Origin of the sequence: Variovorax sp. PBS-H4, from assembly GCF_901827205.1 — a bacterium.
GTDB lineage: Bacteria > Pseudomonadota > Gammaproteobacteria > Burkholderiales > Burkholderiaceae_C > Variovorax.
This window is the reverse complement of record NZ_LR594675.1, coordinates 4,270,227-4,291,459: the sequence shown is the minus strand read 5'-3', so window position 1 is coordinate 4,291,459 and position 21,233 is coordinate 4,270,227. Positions and strand designations below refer to the sequence as shown.

The 21,233-nt window shown below is 66.8% G+C and carries 19 protein-coding genes; 9 read left to right on the top strand and 10 right to left on the bottom strand.

The genetic code is table 11. The features are described 5' to 3' along the window. Window positions 1–153 precede the first annotated feature (153 nt). Window positions 154–1,098: a helix-turn-helix domain-containing protein gene (locus tag E5CHR_RS20350; protein WP_162581525.1), complete on the top strand. Its 945-nt coding sequence runs from the start codon at window positions 154–156 to the stop codon at window positions 1,096–1,098. Window positions 1,099–1,158: 60 nt separating this feature from the next. Here E5CHR_RS20350 and E5CHR_RS20345 read toward each other — a convergent pair whose 3' ends face one another. The 6 genes from E5CHR_RS20345 to E5CHR_RS20320 all read right to left on the bottom strand — a co-directional run bounded on the left by E5CHR_RS20345 (window position 1,159) and on the right by E5CHR_RS20320 (window position 9,171). Next, entirely contained in the window at window positions 1,159–2,781 is a 1,623-nt protein-coding gene (locus E5CHR_RS20345) for an acyl-CoA synthetase (RefSeq protein ID WP_162581524.1), read from the bottom strand. 29 nt (window positions 2,782–2,810) lie between these two features. Continuing rightward, a complete protein-coding gene (locus E5CHR_RS20340; RefSeq protein ID WP_162581523.1) occupies window positions 2,811–4,238 on the bottom strand; it encodes an amidase in 1,428 nt (475 codons plus the stop codon). After that, on the bottom strand, window positions 4,235–4,444 hold the full coding sequence (locus tag E5CHR_RS20335) for a hypothetical protein (protein WP_162581522.1): 210 nt from the start codon (window positions 4,442–4,444) through the stop codon (window positions 4,235–4,237). The genes E5CHR_RS20340 and E5CHR_RS20335 overlap by 4 nt, the downstream gene beginning before the upstream one ends. A gap of 61 nt (window positions 4,445–4,505) precedes the next feature. Next, window positions 4,506–5,513, bottom strand: coding sequence for an ABC transporter permease (locus tag E5CHR_RS20330; protein ID WP_197893864.1), 1,008 nt, complete (start codon window positions 5,511–5,513; stop codon window positions 4,506–4,508). Window positions 5,514–5,529: 16 nt separating this feature from the next. After that, window positions 5,530–8,037, bottom strand: a complete 2,508-nt coding sequence (locus tag E5CHR_RS20325; RefSeq protein ID WP_162581520.1) for an ATP-binding cassette domain-containing protein — start codon at window positions 8,035–8,037, stop codon at window positions 5,530–5,532. 27 nt (window positions 8,038–8,064) lie between these two features. Then, window positions 8,065–9,171 (bottom strand): substrate-binding domain-containing protein, encoded by a 1,107-nt coding sequence (locus E5CHR_RS20320; RefSeq protein ID WP_232062131.1) that lies wholly within the window; start codon window positions 9,169–9,171, stop codon window positions 8,065–8,067. 221 nt (window positions 9,172–9,392) lie between these two features. Here E5CHR_RS20320 and E5CHR_RS20315 point away from each other — a divergent pair, with 221 nt between their 5' ends. Further along, on the top strand, window positions 9,393–10,148 hold the full coding sequence (locus E5CHR_RS20315; protein ID WP_162581518.1) for a cupin domain-containing protein: 756 nt from the start codon (window positions 9,393–9,395) through the stop codon (window positions 10,146–10,148). Between the two features lie 19 nt (window positions 10,149–10,167). On the opposite strand, the gene E5CHR_RS20310 is transcribed toward E5CHR_RS20315, so the two are convergent. Both E5CHR_RS20310 and E5CHR_RS20305 read right to left on the bottom strand, forming a co-directional pair. Beyond that, entirely contained in the window at window positions 10,168–11,157 is a 990-nt protein-coding gene (locus E5CHR_RS20310) for a Bug family tripartite tricarboxylate transporter substrate binding protein (protein ID WP_162581517.1), read from the bottom strand. 249 nt (window positions 11,158–11,406) lie between these two features. Then, complete coding sequence (locus E5CHR_RS20305) at window positions 11,407–11,964, bottom strand: C40 family peptidase (RefSeq protein WP_162581516.1); 558 nt, start codon at window positions 11,962–11,964, stop codon at window positions 11,407–11,409. Window positions 11,965–12,188: 224 nt separating this feature from the next. Here E5CHR_RS20305 and E5CHR_RS20300 point away from each other — a divergent pair, with 224 nt between their 5' ends. Both E5CHR_RS20300 and E5CHR_RS20295 read left to right on the top strand, forming a co-directional pair. Beyond that, on the top strand, window positions 12,189–13,304 hold the full coding sequence (locus tag E5CHR_RS20300; RefSeq protein ID WP_162581515.1) for a PQQ-dependent sugar dehydrogenase: 1,116 nt from the start codon (window positions 12,189–12,191) through the stop codon (window positions 13,302–13,304). Window positions 13,305–13,408: 104 nt separating this feature from the next. After that, entirely contained in the window at window positions 13,409–14,011 is a 603-nt protein-coding gene (locus E5CHR_RS20295) for an isochorismatase family protein (protein WP_162581514.1), read from the top strand. Here the strand turns inward: E5CHR_RS20295 and E5CHR_RS20290 are convergent. Further along, window positions 14,008–15,123: a 3-deoxy-7-phosphoheptulonate synthase gene (locus E5CHR_RS20290; protein WP_162581513.1), complete on the bottom strand. Its 1,116-nt coding sequence runs from the start codon at window positions 15,121–15,123 to the stop codon at window positions 14,008–14,010. The genes E5CHR_RS20295 and E5CHR_RS20290 overlap by 4 nt on opposite strands. A 109-nt stretch (window positions 15,124–15,232) precedes the next feature. On the opposite strand from E5CHR_RS20290, the gene E5CHR_RS20285 reads away from it, so the two are divergent. After that, entirely contained in the window at window positions 15,233–16,264 is a 1,032-nt protein-coding gene (locus E5CHR_RS20285) for an isocitrate/isopropylmalate dehydrogenase family protein (RefSeq protein ID WP_162581512.1), read from the top strand. 22 nt (window positions 16,265–16,286) lie between these two features. On the opposite strand, the gene E5CHR_RS20280 is transcribed toward E5CHR_RS20285, so the two are convergent. Continuing rightward, entirely contained in the window at window positions 16,287–16,910 is a 624-nt protein-coding gene (locus E5CHR_RS20280) for a retropepsin-like aspartic protease (protein ID WP_162581511.1), read from the bottom strand. A 180-nt stretch (window positions 16,911–17,090) separates the two neighbouring features. Here E5CHR_RS20280 and E5CHR_RS20275 point away from each other — a divergent pair, with 180 nt between their 5' ends. Genes E5CHR_RS20275 through E5CHR_RS20260 form a run of 4 tightly spaced genes read left to right on the top strand, consistent with a single transcriptional unit; the run spans window position 17,091 to window position 21,208 of the window. Then, window positions 17,091–17,789: a DUF3348 domain-containing protein gene (locus E5CHR_RS20275; protein WP_162581510.1), complete on the top strand. Its 699-nt coding sequence runs from the start codon at window positions 17,091–17,093 to the stop codon at window positions 17,787–17,789. Next, on the top strand, window positions 17,786–19,876 hold the full coding sequence (locus tag E5CHR_RS20270; RefSeq protein WP_162581509.1) for a DUF802 domain-containing protein: 2,091 nt from the start codon (window positions 17,786–17,788) through the stop codon (window positions 19,874–19,876). Before E5CHR_RS20275 ends, E5CHR_RS20270 begins: the two co-directional genes overlap by 4 nt. Beyond that, window positions 19,876–20,523, top strand: a complete 648-nt coding sequence (locus E5CHR_RS20265) for an OmpA family protein (protein WP_162581508.1) — start codon at window positions 19,876–19,878, stop codon at window positions 20,521–20,523. Before E5CHR_RS20270 ends, E5CHR_RS20265 begins: the two co-directional genes overlap by 1 nt. Next, complete coding sequence (locus E5CHR_RS20260; RefSeq protein ID WP_232062130.1) at window positions 20,516–21,208, top strand: DUF2894 domain-containing protein; 693 nt, start codon at window positions 20,516–20,518, stop codon at window positions 21,206–21,208. Before E5CHR_RS20265 ends, E5CHR_RS20260 begins: the two co-directional genes overlap by 8 nt. Window positions 21,209–21,233: the final 25 nt, after the last annotated feature.

Sequence of the window (21,233 nt, the reverse complement as noted above, 5' to 3'; positions counted from 1 at the left end):
GTATGGGAGCTCGACGAATGCTGCGCGATCATGGCTGTTGTGGCACAAGGGCACGGCCTCGGCGCGCAATTCGCGGAGGCTGGATGTCACTCGGTCTGTCGCTTCGGGTGTGAGACCTTGTTGATCCGTTTCGAGAGCGTTTGGAGATCTACCATGGAGTTCAACTTCTCAACCACCGGCGTGCAGGCCTCCGAGAGGTTCGAATATTGGCGCGATGTGGTGTGCCAGCATTGCATACCGGCCGGCAGCGAATCGCCTCACGTGGGCGCCTTCGATGCCACCATTACCGGCCGTACCGTCGGTCCGCTCGAGCTGGCGACCATGATCGCCCCCGAGCACAGCTGGACCCGCAATTCGGATGACGTCCGGCGCGGTCCCGAGTCGGGGCTGTGGCTCTCCTACATGGAAGACGGCGTTGGCTTTCTCGAGCAGAACGGCCGATCGGTGGTGCAGAACTCCGGCGACATCGTGCTCTACGACGCCGCACGGCCTTTCAAGTACAGCCTTTCGCCGCAGACCTTCTACATCATGCGGATCCCGCGGGATCTGCTCATGCATCGGACCGCCGCCGCCGAGCGGCTCGTGGCCACCTCGCTCGGGGTCGGCAGCGGATTCCGGCCGGTGCTCGGAAGCCTGATCAAGGAGTTGAGCGGGGGCACGGTGCTGAGCGACGTGCCCTCGGCGGCTTCACGGGTGTCGAGTTCGATCCTCGATCTGCTCGCCTGCGTGATCGACCTCCACGAGGGCAGCAATGCCAACAGATCGGTCACCGAGGCGCTGTTCCGGCGCGCCTGCGCCCATGTGAAGAATCACATCGAGGACCCGGAACTTTCGGCGCAGTCCATCGCGACGGCGGAGCGCATCTCGCTCCGGTCGGTCGCCCGCATCTTCGCGGCGCACGGAACCACGCCCATGCGATACATCTGGCAGAAGCGCCTGGAAGCCAGTTACTGCGCGCTGGCGCAGGGGTCGGTGCGCAAGGTGTCCGAAGCCGCGATGAACTACGGTTTCTCCGACCTGTCGCATTTCAGCCGGGCCTTCAAGAAGAGCTTTGGCGTGAGTCCGCAAACGCTGCTGCTGAAGCATCAGCGCAAGTAGTGCCGGGGGGGGGAGCCCCGTCGCCACGGCGGCCCGGTGCCGCCGTCATTGCAGGTGCCGCTATCGGTCGCGCAGGGCGCGGCGAATCACCTTCCCGGTCGTCGTCATCGGCAAGGCGTCGACATAGTCCACGAGCCGCGGATACTCATGCGCCGCGAGGCGCGTGCGCACATGGTGTTGCAGTTCGCGAGTGAGCTGCTCGCTGGGCCACACGCCCTCCGCAAGCACGACGAAAGCCTTGACGACCTCGGTCCGCTCCGCATCGGGCACGCCGACCACCGCGGCCATGTGCACGGAGGGATGACCCAGGAGGCAGTCCTCGATCGGACCAGGCCCGATGCGGTAGCCCGCGCTTGTGATGACGTCGTCGTCGCGGCCGACGAAGCGAATGAATCCATCGTCATCCATGCAACCCTGGTCGCCGGTGAGCATGAACTCCCCGACGAACTTTTCCGCAGTTGCGCCGGGGTTGTTCCAATAGCCCAGGAACATCACGGGATCGCCCCGGCGGACGGCGATCTGCCCGATGGACCCGGCCGGCAGCATCTGGCCGTCGGTGGCGACCACCTGCACATCGTGCCCGGGAACGGCCTTGCCGATCTTGCCCGGCTTGGCTTCGAACCATTCGGCGCAGGATGAGACCACCATGTTGCACTCGGTCTGGCCGTAGAACTCGTTGATCTGCACACCCAGTGCTTCGCGTCCCCAGGCCAGCATTTCGCCACCCAGTGATTCGCCGCCGCTGGCGACGGAGCGCAGCCGCAGGTCCCACCGCTTTCGAGGGTCCGGCTGGGTCCTCAGCATCTTCAGTGCCGTGGGTGGCAGAAACACGTTGCGCACGCCGAGGCGGCTCATGAGCCCGAACGCACCGGCAGCCTCGAACTTGTCGAAGCGGTGCGCGACGACCGGCACGCCGTGGTGCAGCGCGGGCAGCAGCACATCTAGCAGGCCGCCGATCCAGGCCCAATCGGCCGGCGTCCAGAAAAGGTCCGAGGCCTCGATACGCCCGCCATGCGACATCTCGACGCCCGGCAGGTGACCGGGCAGGACCCGGTGCGCATGCAGCGCGCCTTTTGGTTTTCCGGTGGTGCCGGAGGTGTAGATGATCAAGGCCGGGTCATCTGCAGCGGTGTCCACCGGCTCGAAATCGGTGCACTGCACCGACAGCTCGGACTCGAGGCCGAGTGTTGCGGGCGGCCACTCGCCGCTCTCGCCCGCGACGAGCACTGTCGAGAGTTCGGGCAGGCGCTCGCGGATCGCAGCGATCTTGGCCGCACCCTGCCGATCGGTCAGCAGCAGTCGCGCGCCGCTGTCCCTGAGTCGATACTCGAGCGCCTCCTCGCCGAAGAGCGAGAAGAGCGGCACCGCGATGGCGCCAAGCCGGTAGGTTGCAACGTGCGCGAATGCGGTCTCGGGCGACTGCCCAAGAAGGATCGCCACCCGGTCGCCCGTTTTTACGCCGTGCGCGCGCATGCAATTGGCAAGGCGATTCGACGCATGCAGCAGGTCGAGAAAGCTGAAGCGTGCCACCTCCCCGTTTGCCTTGGCATGAACGAGAGCCAACCTGTCCGGTTCGGTGCGAGCCCACCTGTCGCAGACGTCGACGCCCATGTTGTAGCGGTGGGGTAGCCTCCACGCAAAATCTTGCCGGGCTTTCCGGTAGCTGTCGACAACGGGTGGCATGTGCCGGGAGATTTGAATTGGTCGGCCGATCAGAGGGTCGGACAACGGGTGTGGAAGTCGGTCACCATCTGGAAGGCCGCGCCGGCCTGGAACAGTGTCGCCTCGTCGAAGGGCCGGCCGATGAGCTGCATGCCGATTGGCAGCTTGTCTGCGTCGAAGCCGCAGGGCACGGCCAACGAAGGCAAACCTGTCAAGCTGGGCACGCCCGTGAACTGCATGATGGCCGAGAGCATGTCTTCCTCGATGCCGTCTTCTATCACGACCTTCATCTCTCCCAAGCGCGTGGCCGTGAACGGAAGGGTGGGACACACGAAGAGGTCGACCTGGCGAAACGCGTCCATGAACTCCTGCCGCAGCAGCGTGCGATAGCGCTGAGCCTGCAGGTAGTGCGTGGCCAGCAGCAGCTCCCCCACCTCGAGCAGGGTGCGCACGTCCTCGCCGTAGTCGCCCGGCCGCTCGCGCAGCCAGCGCTGGTGGTAGGTGCTGGGCTCGCACGACTCCACGGTCAGCTGGGCCGAAATGTTGCCGTGGATGTTGTCGATCGACAGGTTGACGATCTGGGCGCCCAGGTCCTTGAAGGTTTCCAGGGCCGCAGAGACCGCGTCATGAACCGGGGCCTGCAGGTGATGGAAGAAGTAGTCCGGCACCACTCCGATGCGCAAGCCCTTCGCGCCTTGCTGCAGCGTCGCCAGACAGTCCTGCACCGGCACGTTGGCCGTGGTGGCGTCCTGCGGGTCGTGCCCGGCGATGGCCGAGAACATCAAGGCGCAGTCTTCGACGGTCCTGGCCATCGGGCCTGCCGTGTCCATGCTCCAAGCCAGCGGAATGATCCCGTGATTGCTGACCCGGCCATAGGTCGGCCGAATGCCGACGATGCCATTGATGGCCGACGGCAACCTGATCGAGCCGCCGGTGTCCGTGCCGATCGCGCCCCAACACATGCGCGCCGCGACCGCCGCGCCCGAGCCGCCGCTGGAACCGCCGGGAAAGCGCTCCACGTTCCATGGGTTGCGCACCGCGCCGTAGTGCGGGTTGTCCGAGGTGCCACCCCAGGCAAACTCGTGCATGTTGAGTTTGCCCAGCATGATGCAGCCCGCGCCGCGCAGGCGACGTGCAACAGTCGCGTCCGCCTCGGGCTTCCAGTCCGACAAGATGCGGCTGCCGGCAGTGGTACGCAGACCCTTGAGCGAGACGTTGTCCTTGAGGGCGATCGGGATCCCGTGCAGAGGGCCGAGGTCGTGCCCCGCGCTCAGCATGAGCTCCGACGCCTTGGCGACATCCTGCGCCTCTTCGTAGACCGAGATGAAGGCATGCAAGGTCGGGTCCACCTCGCTGATCCGCTTGAGCGCGGCAGCGGTGAGGTCGACCGGCGAAACCTCTCGCGAGCGCAGCAGCCGGGATGCCTCGGCCAGACTGAGGTTCAGCAAAGGGTCGATCCTGGGTTCGGCGAAGCTCATGCTGGCGTCTCCTCGCCCAGGCAACTGCCGTGCGTGAATACCGTGGCTGGCAGCAGCGCCAGGTGAGCTGGCGCGCTCATCTTGGCACTGAGTTCGTTCGCGTCGTGGAGCCAGGCGCCGAGCGTGACGGCCACGACCGCGGCCCGATCGGCGGATAAGGGCAGGGCGGCGAATTCGGCAAGGCGCGCCACGCGTTCAGTCGTCATGTCGGGCATGGCCTGCCTAAGCTTTTGTCGAGTCATCCATGTTCCTTGCGTTGATGGGATTTCATGCGCACGGCAGGCGCACCGAGGCGCCGAGCCGGCGGTACAGGCGGGGGATCGAACGCAACCCGACCGCGATCACGATGGCTGCCGCCTGGATGAGTAGCTGCAATGCGGGGCTGGCGCCGAGCGAGAGCACGAGCTGCTGGAGCTGCGCCATGAAGATCGCTGCGAGCGCGGTCGCCACGATGCTGCCCTTCCCTCCAGAGAACTGGGTGCCGCCCACGATGACCGCGACGATGCCCGGCAGGAGGTAGTCGGCGCCTGCAGTCTGCGACGCAGAGCCGACGAAGCCCGCGAGCATCATGCCGGCCAGGCCGAAGCAGATGCTGGCTAGCACGTAGCCGCCTACCTGGTAGAACACGACCCGCAGTCCCGACCCCGCCGCAGCGCGCGGACTGGCGCCGACGGCGATGAAGTTCCTGCCGTGCAGGGTGAAGTTCACCGCCACTGCCACCGCCGCGATGCTGGCCAGCGAGACGACGAGACTGGACGGCAGCCCCAGCACATCGGTATGCGTCAGCTGCTGGAAACCCTTGGGCATGGTGACGGCTGTTCCGCCGGAGATCGCACGCACGCCGCCCAACAGCAGCGCGTCCACCGCGAGGGTCGCCACGATCGGGCTGATGTGAACCTTCGAGACCAGAAGGCCGTTGATGACGCCCACGAGCGCGGCCACGCAAAGGGTCAGCACCAGCGGTATCCATATCGAGTCGAGGCGGCCGGCCAGGCCAGCCAGCACGAGACCGGCGAGTGTCATCATGGTGCCGGCCGACATGTCGAGTCCGCGCTGCCGGATGACCAGCATCTGCCCCACCGACACCAGTGCGAGAAAGCTCGCGAAGGGCGCCATGGCGGCGAGCGCGCCCGGTCGGAGGGTCTCCGGCGCCAGCCATGCGGACAGCAGGACCAGGATGCCGAGCGCGAACCATATCGCGCCGAACTCGCCCAAGGAAGGCAGGGTCCATCGGCGACGCTGCTTTTCCAGTTCCGGCGCGACATTCGTCTTCACGAGCATTTGCTTCACCCTAGCTTGCAAGCACGAGGTGGCGGCTCTTGGAGTGCACGGCGACGGCCGCGATGATCATCGCGCCGAGCAGATAGGCCTGCCATGTCTCGCTCAGCCCGATGAACGCGGTGACGACGTTCACCTGCGCAATGAGCAACGCGCCCAGCAGCGCCCCGACGAACGAGCCCCGCGCGCCATGGAGGCTGCCACCACCGATGACGACGGCGGCGATGCTCGTCAGGGTGTAGTCGATACCGGCGCGAGGGTCCCCGATGCCAACTTGGCCGAGCAGCGGAATGGACGCGAGCCCGGCGATCAGCGAGCACGCGAGATAGGCGATCAGCCGCGTCCTGGCCGGCGCGATGCCTGCGAGCCGCGCCGAGTTGACGTTGGAGCCCAGGCCTCGCAACGACATGCCCACGTAGCGCCGGAACAGCGCAAAGTCCAGGCACAGCGCCAGGGCGACTGCAGCCAGCAGCGTGAGTGGCACGAAGCCGATCTGCAGATTGATGGCGTCCGTCACGGCCTCGTTGATCATGCCGGCCGAGGTCGGCCGCAACATGAGCGACACCGCCTGCAGCGCCATGTAGGTGGCCAGCGTTGCCACCATCGGATGCAGTCCGATGGGTTCGACCAGGAACCAGTTGAACGCGCCGACCAGCAAGGCCACGGTCAGGATCGTTGCGATGCTGGCGATCACGCCCATGCTCGACAACGGCCCGTCGAGGATGAAAGACTGGCCGACGACGATGAGACCCATCAGGGGACCGACCGACAGATCGATGCCGCCGACCAGCATCAGCGCCTGCTGCGCACACGCTACCAGTGCGAGCGTGGAAACGAGCGCGAGCATGCCGCTGAGGTTGCGTGCGCTGAGATAGCTCTCGTTGACGGCTGCAGTGTAGGCGCCCAGCAGCAGCACCACGATGGAAACCATCGCGATGGGCGCCCAATCGGTGGCCAGGGACTGTGCCCAGATCCGCGACGCGGGCTTTGCGGCCTTGCGCTTGTGCGCGTGCTGTCGCGTGTTGGTGGCAGTCAGGATCGCGCCGATGATGCCGCTCTCTGTCACGGCGTCGCCCAACAGCTCGGCGGCGATCGAGCCTCGCGAGAACACGAGAACCCGGTCGCAGAGACCCGCGAGTTCTGCGGCATCCGATGACAGCACTACCGCTCCCTTGCCCTCGCGCACCGTATCGCGCAGGATCCGATAGATCTCCAGGCGAGAGCCCACATCCACGCCCTGCGTGGGTTCGTCGACCAGCAGGATGGCCGGCTCCGAGGCCAGCATGCCGCCGATCACGACCTTCTGCTGGTTGCCGCCCGAGAGCGAGCGGATGGGGTCATCCTTGCTGCCGAACTTGACCGACAGCGCCCGAAGCGCCGCGTCCGCGCGTCGCGACTCTTTGCGCGTATCGACCAGGCCGCACCGCAGGTCTTGGCGGAGACTGCGCAGGCTGAAGTTGGCGGTGAGCGAGAGATCCTCGAACACGCTTTCGCCATGCCGGTCGTTGGAGATGTATTGAACCCCGGCCCGTGCCGCCTGGTCGGGGTGACGCAGGTTGACCGGCTTGCCGCGCACGTTCAGGGATCCATGGGCCGCGGCGAGCCCGGCCAACGATCGCAGAAACTCCCGTTGCCCGTTGCCCTCGACGCCGGCAAGGCCGACGATCTCGCCGGGAAAGAGCTTTATCGAGACATCGGCAATGCCAGCACCGCTGTAGCCCGCAACCTCGAGGATCGCCCCGTCGTGCCCCCGTGCGTGCGCCTTGGGGGGGAATTCGGCGCTCACCGACGCACCGACGATCAGCTCGATGATCTTGTCCTCGCTCAGTCCGTCGACCTCGAAGGTTCCCTGGCCCTTGCCGTCGCGCAGCACCGTGATGCTGTCGGCGATCTGCCGCACTTCGCGAATGCGGTGGGAGATATAGACGACGCCGGCGCCTCGCGCCGTGACGCTCTCGATGCAGGCGAAGAGGCGCTCGACGTCGTCGGCCTGCAGATGCTCGGTGGGTTCGTCCAACACGAGCACGCGCGGGTTCACCGCCAGCGCCCGCACGATGTCCACGATGAAGCGCTGCTCGGCACTCAAGGTGTTGACGCGCGCCCCCGGCTCGATCGTCATGTCGGGTCGCCATTTGCGCAGTAGATCGAGCGTCCACGCATCGAGCGCGGAGATGTCAGGCCGAAGCGCTTCGGGCACGCCGAGGTACAGGTTCTCCGCGACGGTCAGGTCGGGCATCAAAGCCGGCTCCTGCCGCACGATGGCGAGGCCGAGCCCCCGCGCCGTGCTCGGTTCACCCAGGCTCGGTGTGCCGTCTATCGACACCTGGCCCTTGTCCGGCACCACCGCGCCCGAGGCCACGCCCATCAGCGTGGACTTGCCCGCGCCGTTCTGCCCGATGAGGCCGTGCACCGTTCCCGGATGCACGACCAGGCTCACGTCGTTGAGCGCACGCACGGCGCCGTAGGTCTTGCTCACGCCGAGCATGGCAAGCGCGGGGCGAGGAGTTGGAGCTTCGTCCATGGCTGGATCCACCGGTGGCGCCTGCGATCAGTTGAAGAGTTCCTTGAGCGCGGCGATGGACAACTGGCCCGAAAGGTCCGCGTCAGGTGGGAACGACGCGTCGCACTTGGGGTCCACGCCCGCGCTGCTGTCCACGTAGGCGTAGGGGCTCCAGGCAAGCGGCTCGTTGAACTTGGCGCCGGAGTAGGCTGCCATTGCCCTGCGCTCCGCGGCGCGGGCCAGCGTGGTCGTGCCGTCCAGCGAGAGGTATTGCCAAGCCTTGCCGGCCTTCTTGTACTCGAGGTACTTGCAGTTGAGCTCGTTGCTGCTCGCGAGCGTGGCTTGTGCGGGGATGGGCAGGCCGGCCTGCTCGAAGGCCTTGATCGCCGCGTTGGTCGTCAGGCCGTAGTCGGAGGCGATCCCGTCGATCTTGCCGTGCTTGGCGATGAGGCCGGTGACCGCCTTCTGGGCATCGGCCGGGTTCCAGTTGGTGACGACATAGTTCGGCTCCACCAGTTTCAGGTTGGGATACTTCTGGAGGCCTGCCTTGAAGGCATCCATGAAGCCCTGTGACGACGTTGCGCCGGGAGGCCCACCCAGGAAGATCACCTTGCCGGACTTCACCGTCTTCGCCAGGAAGTCGGCCCACATCACGCCGTTCGGGCCCGGGTCCTGGTAGACCACGTCCACATAGTCCTTGCCCGGCGTTCCGCTGATCTTCGAGAAGAAGGGCACGACAGTGACGCCGGCCTTGGTCGCATTGCGAAGCACCGGAAGCGACGCATCGCCGAAGTGCGTGAACGACACGAGCACGTTCACGCCCTGCGAGACCAGGCTGTTGATGTCGCTGTTGTACTTCTGCTGGCTGCCGTTGGCATTGAGGTAGATGACCTTGGTGACGTTCTTGCACTTGGACAGTTCGTCCTTGAACTCCTGCGCCGTGGTCTTGAACCATGCTGCCCCACCGAAGCCGTCGGTCAGTCCGACGACAGCCGGCTTGGTTCCGCAAAGGGGTGTGATGTCGCCATGCCTGGCCAGGCTGCCCGCGGCCTGCGCACTGGCAAGCGTCGTGCATGCGCCCAGTACGATGGCGCAGAGCGTTTGGCGAAAGGCGTTGGTTGGTGAGAGGGGCGTTGGATCGGCAGGCGTGGACACGGTGGATACTCCTCGGTGTTGCGATGTGTGATTCAGTGGATTGAAGGTACAGCGGCCACGCAGACGCGGCTTGTTCGCTAACGCCAGATCCATGGCCCTGAAATGCCACCCGCGCACGACCGAGCGAGCCGCGCATGGCGGCTCTTGCCTGGCGCGGACGTGCAAGAACCATGGCGTCCACGAGCCAGCCGTGCGCCAGGGTTCGAGCTATGGTGGTGACCATGGCTCACATCGATCACGCCCCACAGCTACATGCAGACCCCTACGCAAATGCGAACCCCGGCACAACAAGCGCCATCGCCGAAGTCGAGGGCCTGCGCGCGCGCCACGTGCGGCTGGATCGCGGCACGGCTGTGCCGTGGCATGTCAAGCCCGACTCGCGCACCATGGTGTACGCCCACTCGGACGGGCTGGCCGTCCAGATCCGGAAGCCGCCCTTCAAGAACACCCTGAAGCGCGGCGAGCACTACACGGTGCCACCCAACGTGGCGATGAGCGTGTATGCGGCGGACGGCTGCGAGATCGACTTCACCGTCTTCGAGTACGGCAACTCCCTGGCGGCGCTGGCGGTCGATCCGCCGAGCCTGGACTATGTGATCGAGCGATCACGCGCGTCCGGCGAGCAGATCCAGGAAGCGCTTCATGACGAGGCCACCGACTACGCAAGCTTCGCCGCAGGCTTCAGCCGAATGGATGTGATCGCTGCACCGCCAGGCTTGCGCCTCATTTTCCAAGGGCACGGTGTCCGCGAATGCGTGCCATGGCATTCGCACGACAACATCGCGGACACGTTCTTCTGCGTCAAGGGAACGCTGCGTATCGCCACGCGTTCGCCGGAGCGCGTCGTCGAACTCGCGCCGGGCGATGTGCACGAGGTCGCCGCGGGCGTGCCGCACTTCGTGTCAGGCCTCGGTGGCACGCCTTGCGAAGTGCTCATCCTCCAGGGAGTGGGGACCTACAACTACGTGCAGCAGTAGGCCTGTTCTTCGCGGGTCGTCAGCTCTCGACCGTGAAGCCCACGTCCTTTACGATCGAGCTCCACTTGATCGTGTCCTTGGCGACCAGGGTGCGCAGTTCATCCGAGGACGAACTCATCGCCTCGAGCCCGAAGGTGGCGAGGCCGTCCGTCACGTCCTGCGTCGCGAGCGCCGTCCTGAGCTCGGCGTTGAGCCGGTCGACCAGTTCTTTCGGTGCCTTGGCCGGAAGGTAGAAGCCGAACCACTCGGTATGCGCCATGTCCTTGAGCCCTTGCTCGGCAAAGGTCGGCACCGAGGGCGCGAAGCGGCTGCGCTTGTTGGCGGAGACGGCGAGGATGCGCACCTTCCCGGTGACCAGGTGCTGGCTGATGTCGCCCACGGGGCCCACCACCGCGGAGACGTTGCCGCCGAGCAGATCGAGCATGGCCGGCTGCGTTCCTCGATATGCCGCATGACGCATGTCGATGCCGGCGCTCCTGCCGAGCAGGTTGCCGATGAAATGCGCCGTGGTGCCGGCGCCGGGCGATCCGTAATTTGCGCCTTCCGGATGCGCCTTGGCCCATTCGAGAAACTCCGGCGCGGTGCGCACGCCAACGGGTACCGCCGGCCCGACGGCAAAGCCGTAGTCGAAGACGCAGCCGAGGGAGACCGGCGTGACGTCGACCGCGGGGTCGTAGGCGAGGCGCTTGTAGATGTGCGGATAGATCGTGAGCATCGACGTGGGCGTCATCAACACCGACGTGCCGTCGGCGGGCCGGCCCTTGACGTAGGTGATGGCAATCTGCCCGGCCGCGCCGGTGCGGTTGTCGGTGAGGGCGACTTTGGCGTAGCCTGGCGACAACCTGGGCGCGACCCTGCGGCACATGGTGTCCGCCGTGCCTCCGGCAGCAAAGCCGCAGATCAGCGACGTCGACTCGAGCGCCTGAAATGCAAAGGCACTCCTGGCGGCCGGCAGGAGAAAAGGGGAGGCAGCGAGCACCTTCGTGATGCGCCGACGCGTGATGTCCATGAGGATCTCCAAGATGATGGCGAGAAATCCGGTCGTTGGTCGAACCGGCAACGCAGCATCAAGCTTGGAGGGGGATGGCGCTTGGTCGGGTGCGCCAGTTCCGTTGAACATGCGCGCCATGGCCGCTGGCGCATTGCGGAACGTGGAGACAAAGAAGACGCGGCCGCCCGGCGGTGGAACGGCTACGCTGTGGAACGAATCGCGCGTCTGCGGTGCTTCGCAGGGACGCTCGCATGAATTCCGGAACGATCAGTCGCCGCTGCCGGCTTTGCCCTCGTCCTGCGTGGCCAGCACGCGGCGGGCCCCGTTGAAGCGGCGTTGCCAGTAGCTGCCGTTCATGCTCTCGACCCGAACTTCGGCGCCGGTCCTGGGCGCGTGGATGAACTTGCCGTCACCGACATAGATTCCGACATGGCTGAACGCGCGGCGCATGGTATTGAAGAACACCAGGTCGCCCGGCTTGAGGTCGTCGCGTTCGATCTTCTGCGTGGCAGCGGCCTGCTCTTCGGCGCGGCGCGGCAGCAGATGGCCCACCGTCTGGTTGTACATGGCGCGCACGAAGCCGCTGCAGTCGAAGCCGGTTTCCGCCGTGTTGCCGCCGCGGCGGTACGGGACGCCCAGAAATCCAATCGCCGTCACGACCAGATCGGACGTACGGGCCACCACGCTCTGGCGGACTTGATGGAACTGGCTGATGACGCCCTTGTCGGCCACCATGGCCTCCAGCTCTTCAGGCGGGTCCTGCAGCGGCGCGGCGTGGGCCGCGACAGCAATCAGGAGGAAGGCGGGTAGGAGAAAAAAACGCATGGCGCGTAGGATATGGACGACAAAAAGCGATGTCAATTTCAAGCGAAGTCGCGATTATGCATGTAACTTGTTGTCAATAAACGAGTTTTTACAAATTGAATTTGCATGAATTGTAAAGTTGAAGTTATGGCTGATAAGGTTTTACAAACCTGTAATCCAAAAGTTTTGAATTGATTGATTGCGGTTGTACGAAATTTTTCTAGCATCGGTCTGAAAGGGTTGCCATGAATGCGTCGTTCCTGCGGAGCACACTTCTAGTCGCTGGCTTCCTGCCTGCCGTTGTCGGCACCGCCGCCGCGGCTCCTCGGCCGGAAGTCATCGCGTCCGGCCTCCAGAACCCCTGGGGCGTGGCCTTTCTCCCGGCCAGCCGCTTCCTCGTGACCGAGAAGGCGGGCCGCATGCGGATGGTCGCTGCCGATGGCAAGGTGGGGGAACCCGTTGCGGGAATCCCGCCCGTCGCGGCCGGTGGCCAGGGTGGCTTGCTCGACGTGCTGGTGGACTCGGACTTCGACAAGAACCGCACCGTCTACTTTTGCTTCTCCGAGCCCGCGGCAGGCGGCGGAGCCAACAGTACAGCGCTTGCGCGTGGGCAGCTTTCCACCGACGGCAGCCGGCTCGACAACGTGCGCGTCATCTTCAGCCAGCGCCCCAAGGTTGACAGCCGTGCTCATTTTGGTTGCCGCATCGTCGAGGCCAGGGACGGCACCCTGTTCCTGACCCTTGGCGACCGCTTCAGCCACAAGGAAGACGCCCAGACGCTCGACAACCACCTCGGCAAGCTGGTGCGCATCGACAAGAACGGCAAGGCGCCCGCGGACAACCCCTTCGTCGGCCGCCCTGGAGCCTTGCCCGAGATCTGGAGCTACGGGCACCGCAACAGCCAGGGCGCGACGCTGGCGCCGGACGGCAAGCTGTGGATGCACGAGCACGGCCCGCAAGGCGGCGATGAAATCAACGTCCCCGTCGCGGGTCGCAACTATGGCTGGCCGGTGATCACCTACGGCGAGAACTACGGCGGCGGCAAGATCGGGGAGGGCATCACGCGCAAGGAGGGCATGGAGCAGCCGCTGCACTACTGGGTGCCCTCGATCGCGCCGTCGGGCATGGCCTTCCTGACGAGCGATCGCTACGGCGCGGCCTGGAAGGGCAACCTCTTCGTGGGTTCGCTCAAGTTCGGCTACCTCGATCGCATCGAACTGCGCGACGGCAAGGTGGTGGCGGAGCACCGGCTGCTCGAAGGCCGGGCCCGCATCCGTGACGTCAAGCTGGGGCCGGATGGCCTGCTCTATGTGCTGACCGACGAATCCGACGGCAAGCTCATCCGCCTGCTGCCCGACTGAACCCGTTCGGCGAGCGGCAGTGCACGTGAGCCCGACCGGCAGCTTCGGTGGTACGGTCTGGGGCTCCTGATTCCTCTGCTGCTTTCCAGAAAGACCTGCTTCCCATGCTGCTCGACGCTTCGCAATCCCAACTCGTCTTGGTCGACTACCAGCAGCGCCTGATGCCCGCCATCTTCGAGGCGCAGGCCGTGCTCGCGAATGCGCTGCGGCTGGGCCGCATGGCGCGCCTGCTGGAAGTTCCAGTCTTCGGCACCGAGGAGAACCCGTCGAAGCTGGGCGAGAACGTTCCCGAACTGCGTGCCCTGTGCCAGCGCACCTTGGCCAAGATGCATTTCAGCGCCGTGGAAGAGGGGCTGGCCGACTGGCTGCGCGCGCCGGCCAAGGCGCCCCAGGGCAATGCCCGCAGCCTGCCCAAACATTTGCAGAAGGCGCAGCAGCCCGCCGAGGAGCGCAACACGGTCGTGATCGCCGGCTGCGAGGCCCATGTGTGCCTGCTCCAGACGGCCCTCGACCTGCTCGAGGACGAGTTCGAGGTATGGGTCGTTACGGACGCGTGCGGCTCGCGCACCGAACGCAACCGCGATGCGGCCTTCGATCGCCTGGCCGGCGCCGGTGCCGAGCTGGTGACCACCGAGATGGTCGGCTTCGAATGGGTGCGCACCGCCGAGCACCCACGCTTCAAGGACGTGCTGGCGCTGGTTCGTTAAGTCCGGCGCCGTGCCTGCACCGCCGCGGCGAGCCTCTGAAGCACGGGCACCGTCTGCGCAAAGCCGATGCACGCATCCGTGATCGACACCCCGTGCTTGAGCGGCACGCCGGGCACCAGGTCCTGCCGGCCTTCCTCCAGGTGGCTTTCGATCATCACGCCGGCGATGCGATGTTCACCGCCCGCGATCTGGCCGGCCACGTCGTCGGCAACGTCGACCTGGCGCTGGTGCTGCTTGCTGCTGTTGCCATGGGAGAGATCGACCATCACCTGCTCGCGCAAGCCCAGCCCCCGCAGCGCCTCGCAAGTTGCGGCCACATCGGCGGCCGTGTAGTTCGGCGTCTTGCCGCCGCGCAGGATGACGTGGCAGTCGTCGTTGCCGCGGGTCTCGAAGATGGCGGCCATGCCCATCTTCGTCATGCCCATGAACGCGTGCGGCGCCCGCGCGGCGAGTATCGCGTCCGCCGCCACCTTGATGCTGCCGTCGGTGCCGTTCTTGAAACCTACCGGGCAGCTCAGCCCGGAGGCCAGCTGGCGGTGGCTCTGGCTTTCCGTGGTCCGTGCGCCGATGGCGCCCCAGGCGATCAGGTCGGCGGTGAATTGCGGACTCAGCAAGTCGAGGAATTCCGTGCCGGTCGGCAGCCCCATCGTCGTCAACTCCAGCAGCAGCCGCCGCGCGCGCTCGAGCCCTTCGTTGATCGCGAAGCTGCCGTCCAGGTGCGGGTCGTTGATGTAGCCCTTCCAGCCGACCGTGGTGCGCGGCTTCTCGAAGTAGGTTCGCATCACGATCAGCAGGTCGTCGCGCAGCTCGTCGGCCACGGCCTTGAGCCGATGGCCGTATTCGAGCGCCTGCTCGTGGTCGTGGATCGAGCAGGGCCCGACGACCACCACGAGCCGGTCGCTGCGGCCGTGCAGCACGTCGGCAATCGCGGCGCGGCTGGCCTCGACCAGGGCGAGCGTGTTGTCGCGCACCGGCACGCGCTCCTGCAACAGCGCGGGCGTGATCAAGGGCCGCACGGCGCCGATGCGCACGTCGTCGATGCGGGTGGTATCGAGCGTGCTGTCGCGGGAGCCGATCTCGGCGTCATGAAGGGGGTCGTCAAGTCGGGTCATGGCGGTGGCTTGGGCTCGCGCGAAGGTGGAGAGTCCCGGATTGTCCGCTCATAATCCTGCCGGTCGCGGCGCTCTCGTCGAGCGCATTTCCACTTCCTGGAGCCAGCCCATGTCCGATGTCATTCCCGCAACCCTGATCGCCGGGGACGGCATCGGCCCCGAAATCGTCGATGCCACGCTCGCCGCCCTCGACGCGCTGAAGGCACCTTTTTCGTGGGATCGGCAGATTGCCGGGCTGGCTGGCGTGCAGCAGGCGGGCGATCCGTTGCCGGCAGCCACGCTCGACAGCATCCGCCGCACCCGCCTCGCCTTGAAAGGGCCGCTGGAGACGCCGTCCGGCGGAGGCTACCGCTCGTCGAACGTCCGCTTGCGCGAGGAATTCCAGCTCTACGCCAACCTGCGTCCGGCGCGCACCATCGTCCCCGGCGGCCGGTTCGACAACATCGACCTCGTGGTCGTTCGCGAGAACCTCGAGGGCCTGTACATCGGCCACGAACACTACGTGCCCATCGACGGCGATCCGCACGCGGTGGCGATGGCCACCGGCATCAACACGCGCCAGGGCAGCCGCCGCCTCCTGGAGTTCGCCTTCGAGACCGCCATCGCGACGGGGCGCAAGAAGGTCACGCTCGTGCACAAGGCCAACATCATGAAGGCGCTGACCGGCATCTTCCTGGAGACCGGCCTCGACCTGTACGAGCGCAAGTACAAGGGCAAGTTCGAACTGGACACGGTCATCGTCGACGCCTGCGCGATGAAGCTGGTGCTGAACCCGTGGCAGTTCGACATGCTGGTCACGACCAACCTCTTCGGCGACATCCTGTCCGATCTGGCCGCAGGGCTCGTGGGCGGGCTGGGCATGGCGCCCGGCGCCAACATCGGCGCCGAGGCCGCGATCTTCGAGGCGGTGCACGGCTCGGCGCCGGACATCGCAGGCAAGGGCATCGCGAACCCGACCGCGCTGCTGCTGGCGGCGGCATTGATGCTCGACCACTGCAAACTTCCCGATCTTGCAACCCGCCTGCGCAAGGCCATCGACGAGACATTGAACATCGACAAGGTGCGCACCGGCGACCTGGGCGGCAGCGCCGGGACCGCGGCCTTCACCAAGGCGCTGATAAGCCGGATCGCCGGCGGCTGAACTGGCGCCGCCTCCCTTGGGGCTACTTGCCGACGATCGTCAGCTCCCGGTCGTTGGCCGTCACATCGAAGAGCGAGAGCAGTTCCGGTCCGAGCACGGCGTCCGTCGACTTGCCGCCGAGCGGGCCGACCACGACGGTCGCCTGCGGCACCCGGAAGGGCCCGAAGGTCAAGGGCACGCGCTCGATGCGGCGCGCGTCCGTGCCGCTCCCGGCGGTCTGGATGAAGGCCGGCGCACCGCCGATCAGGTTCGCCCGGGCCGCGAAGTCCTCGCTCACCGCGACGCCGGCATTGCCCGCCGAGGCGCGGTCGATCGCGAACTGCACCGGAAAGCCGTTGACGGTTCCGCGAATCCAGAAGCGGCCGTCCTGGCCGACCGGAACGGTGATCGACTTCGATCCGTCGAGCATGATGTTCTCGCTCTTGCCCTTGGGCTGGACGCTGGTGTCGACCAGCACGCAGTCGCCGGAGCGCGCCTTCGCCGGTCCGGTGTCGGCCGGCACGTTGGTATAGGTCTTGCCGCACTTGAAGATCGGCTCCGCCGCTGCCGGCTGCCAGGTGAGGGCCCCGAGCGCCATTGCCATTGCCATTGCCGTCTGCGTGCCCATGCGGCACAGCGCTCTTGCGGAACCAGGGTGGTCAAGCATGGCATCACCTCACGCGAGTGAACGAGACTGGACGATGCGCCCGTTGGCTCGTGTCTCGTGTCATCCAAATCCGACGCCGGCTGAACGGTCTGCGCCAACCGATCGATGGCGCCCTGCGGTGCCTCGCGCTCCGGCGTGGCCGGGCCGCCGGTGTAGACTGCGCGGTTTTTCACCGGCGGTATGGCGCAAGTCTCACGGCGCACAGCTTTCACCGGCTCGACGCTCACTCGCTTGCTCGCCCGTCTGGCCGACATCCACGTTCCCGAGCCCAGGCATGGCTTCGCGGATCGGCTGAGCCAATGGCTCGGCTGGACGGACGCGATATCGCTGTCCGGGGTGCTGAACGGCAGTCCCCCGATGGCGCCGGCCGGCGCTGGTTCCGTGCGGGGTAGCAGCGAGCAAGACGAATGCATTCGCCTGCGCGGCGTGCTGGCGAAGGCCATCGCCGACGACGGCTCCCTGGCCGCCCAGAAGGCGCAACCGGACACGGCCGACTTCGCGCCTTACCGCAGGCGTTATGTCGCCAGGCAGCAGACGATGGAAATGGCCATCGGCCCCTTGCGTGAGCGCCTGCGAGCCAGCTTGGCGGCCCGGTCGCCGGCCCTGGCGCAGCTCGCCGCCATGGACGCGGTAATGGAGCATGCCCTGAACGAGCAGGAGTACAGGCTGCTCGCGACGGTGCCCGGCCTGTTGGAAAAACATTTCAGGCGTTTGCGGCAGGCGCACCAGGCGGTGCCGGACGAGCCCGAGGACGGGGCGCCGCAAGTGGCCTGGCAGGATCAGTTCCGCAAGGACATGCAAGCCGTGCTGTTTGCCGAACTCGAACTTCGATTGGAACCGGTGGAGGGGCTGCTCGAAGCCCTTCGCAAGAGCTCATGAACAGATCACTTCACTACTTCGTTTTCTTCGTGGGACTGGCCGCCGTGTGCTGGGTCGGCGCCGGGTACATCGGCACGAGTCCGCTGGCGCTGGCGATCACCGTGCTGGTCGGCGCTTTCTACCTGATGGGCGCGCTGGAGCTGCACCGCTTCCAGCAGGCGACGTCGACTCTGGAACGCGCCGTGGCGGACTTGCCCGACGCGCCTCCGAGCCTGGGCCAATGGCTCGAACAGTTGCATCCGTCCTTGCGCAACGCGGTGCGCCTGCGCATCGAGGGCGAGCGTGTCGGCCTTCCCGGTCCGGCGCTTACGCCCTACCTCGCCGGTCTGCTGGTGCTGCTGGGCATGCTGGGCACCTTCCTGGGGATGGTCGTCACGCTGAACGGCACCGGCGCCGCGCTGGAAGGCGCAACGGACCTGCAGGCCATTCGCGCCTCGTTGTCCGCGCCGGTCAAGGGCCTGGGGCTGGCCTTCGGCACATCGGTCGCGGGCGTGGCCGCGTCGGCGATGCTGGGCCTTGCCTCCGCCTTGTGCCGGCGCGAGCGCCTGCAGGCCGGGCAGCTGCTCGACACCCGGATCGCCACCGCGTTGCGCCCCTGGTCGCGCGCGCATCAACGCGAGGAGTCCTTCAAGCTGCTGCAGCAACAGGTCCACGGGATGCCGGAACTGGTCGACCGGCTGCAGGCCATGATGACCCTGATGGAGCGGCAGAGCCATGCGTTGAGCGAACGCCTGATCTCCAGCCAGGACAGCTTTCACGGCAAGGCCGAGGCCGCATACACCGAACTCGCTTCGTCCGTCGGCCGGTCGCTGAACGAAAGCCTCACCGAAAGCGCGCGCGTGGCCGGAGCCACTTTCCAGCCGGTCGTCGAAGCGGCCATGGCCGGAATTGCGCGCGAGGCGGCTGCGCTGCACGGCACCATCGAGCACAGCGTGCAGCGGCAGCTGGACGGCCTGTCGACCCGGCTGGAAACCACCACCACCACGATGGCCGAGCTCTGGCAGGACGCGCTTGCCGGCCACCGCCGCGGCAGCGAGGCACTGTCGCAGGATCTGCGCGGTACCTTCGACCAGTTCGCGCAGACGTTTGAACAGCGTTCGGCGTCCCTGGTGGAGGGCGTGTCTGCCCGCCTCGAGACCACCGTCGGCACCCTGTCGGAGAGCTGGCGCGATGCGCTCGCGCAGCAAGAGCGCGCCAGCCAGCGGCTGTCAGGCGACACGCAAGAGGCCTTGACGGCCGCCGCGGCGACCTTCGAGCAACACGCGGCTTCGCTGCTGCGCACCGTGGACGACGCGCATGTGGCGCTGCAGGCGGAAGTGGCCTCGCGCGACGAGCAACGCCTGGCAGCCTGGACGGATGCGCTGCGGGCCATCGCCGTGTCGCTCCAGCAGGAATGGCAGCAGGCAGGGGCCCGCGCCGAGGGCCAGCAGCAGGCGATCTGCACGACGCTGGCCGAGACCGCCCGCGACCTCTCCGATCGGACCGAAGCACAGGCGAGCCGCACGATCGCGGAGATCACGCAGCTCGTGCAAGCCGCCTCTGAAGCCCCGCGCGCCGCGGCCGAGGTCATCGGCGAGCTGCGCCAGAAGCTCACCGACGGCATGGCGCGCGACAACGAAATGCTGGAGGAACGCAGCCGCATCCTGGAAACGCTGGGGACCCTGCTCGATGCGGTGAACCAGGCGTCCGCCGAGCAGCGTTCGGCCATCGATTCGCTGGTCGCCGCGTCGGCCGATCTGCTCGACCGGGTCGGCACCCGTTTCACCGAGCAGGTCGATGCAGAGGCCGGGAAGATGGCCGAAGTCGCGGCCCAGCTCACCGGCAGCGCCGTTGAAGTGGCGAGCCTGGGCGAGGCCTTCGGCCAGGCCGTGCAGCTCTTCAGCCAGTCGAACGACAAGCTGGTGGCCCACTTGCACCGCATCGAAGGCACGCTGGGCAAGTCCATCGCGCGCAGCGACGAGCAGTTGGCCTACTACGTGGCGCAGGCGAGGGAGGTCATCGACCTGAGCATCATGTCGCAGAAGCAGATCGTCGAGGACCTGCAGCAGCTCGCCGCCAGCCGGGCACCCGCGGGCAGCGAAGCGTGATGCACGACGAGCTCGACGCCGGCCTGGAGCCCAGCGTGCCGGTCTGGGCGGTCTTCGGCGACCTGATGTCGGCGCTGCTGGGCGCCTTCGTGCTGATCCTCGTGTTTGCCATCGGCATGCAGCTCGAACTCTCGACCCAGCTGCAGGCCGAGATCAAGAAGCGCGAGGCGCAGGCACAGCGCCTGCAAGCGCTCGAGAAAGCGCTGGCGGTGCCGCTGGCAGCGGGCCGGGTGACGCTCAGCAACGGGCGCATCGGCATCAGCGGCAGCGTGCTGTTCGCGTCGAGCTCCGCGGAACTGCAGCCCGAGGGCCGGCAACTGCTGAGGAGCCTCAGCGCGCCTCTGGCCACCTATCTGCAGGCGCGCGATGAAGTGCTGATGGTGAGCGGATTCACGGACGACCGGCAACTGCGCGACGGCAATCGCCGTTTCGCCGACAACTGGGAGCTCTCCGCCCAGCGGGCCCTGACCGTGACCCGCGCGCTGATCGAGGAGGGCATTCCCTCGCCCTCGGTCTTTGCCGCGGCCTTCGGATCGGAGCAGGCCGTGGCGTCGAACGCCGATGCCGAAGGGCGCTCCAGGAACCGGCGCGTCGAGATGGCGCCCACGCCGCGGCAGCCCGGTGCAAGCTTGAAGTCCCGTGACTAGCAGCGAAACGTCGGCAAGCGGCGCGGCGCCGCAGGGTTCGGCCTGGGTGCCCGGCGCCACCCTCGAGGCCCGGCGCGAGCGCGGCGACGATCGCCTCGATCCTGTGCGCTTCCGATTCATCGAGGCTCTGGCACGGCGCGCGGCCGCCCACCATGGCGAAGCGCGGCGCCTCCTGGACGACAGGCTGCAACACTTGCTCGCGGCCTTTGACGAGGATCTCGAGAAGACGCGGAACGCGAAGGTCCGTGAGGACGAGTCGAAGCGGGGCGATGCGCCCGGGGCGGGTCCGCTCCAGGGCCTCCTCGACCACATCGCCCAGCACGCGGCGTCGGAGGCAGGCGCCCTGTCGGCCGGCGTGGCAGTGGCGGATGTGCCTGGCGCACCTCGGGAGTTGAAGGCGCTCGGCTACTTCAGGAGCACCTGGTCCCGGCTCAGCGCCGACCGGCGGCTCACGCAGTCGCTGGCCGCGGTGCCGGAGAACGCCGGCCCGCTCAATTCGCACCAGCTCGTGCATCGCGCGCTCACGCTGATGCGCGAGCTGTCGCCGGAATACCTCCATCGCTTCATGTCGCACGTCGACGCGCTGCTGTGGCTCGACCGGGCGAACGTCGGCAGTGCCGCCCCGGTCGCAGAAGCGCCGCGCGCGGAAGGCCGCAAGAAGAGCGCGCGCGCCAAGGCCCGGTAAGTTTCCGAAGGCACTGCCCTGGCTG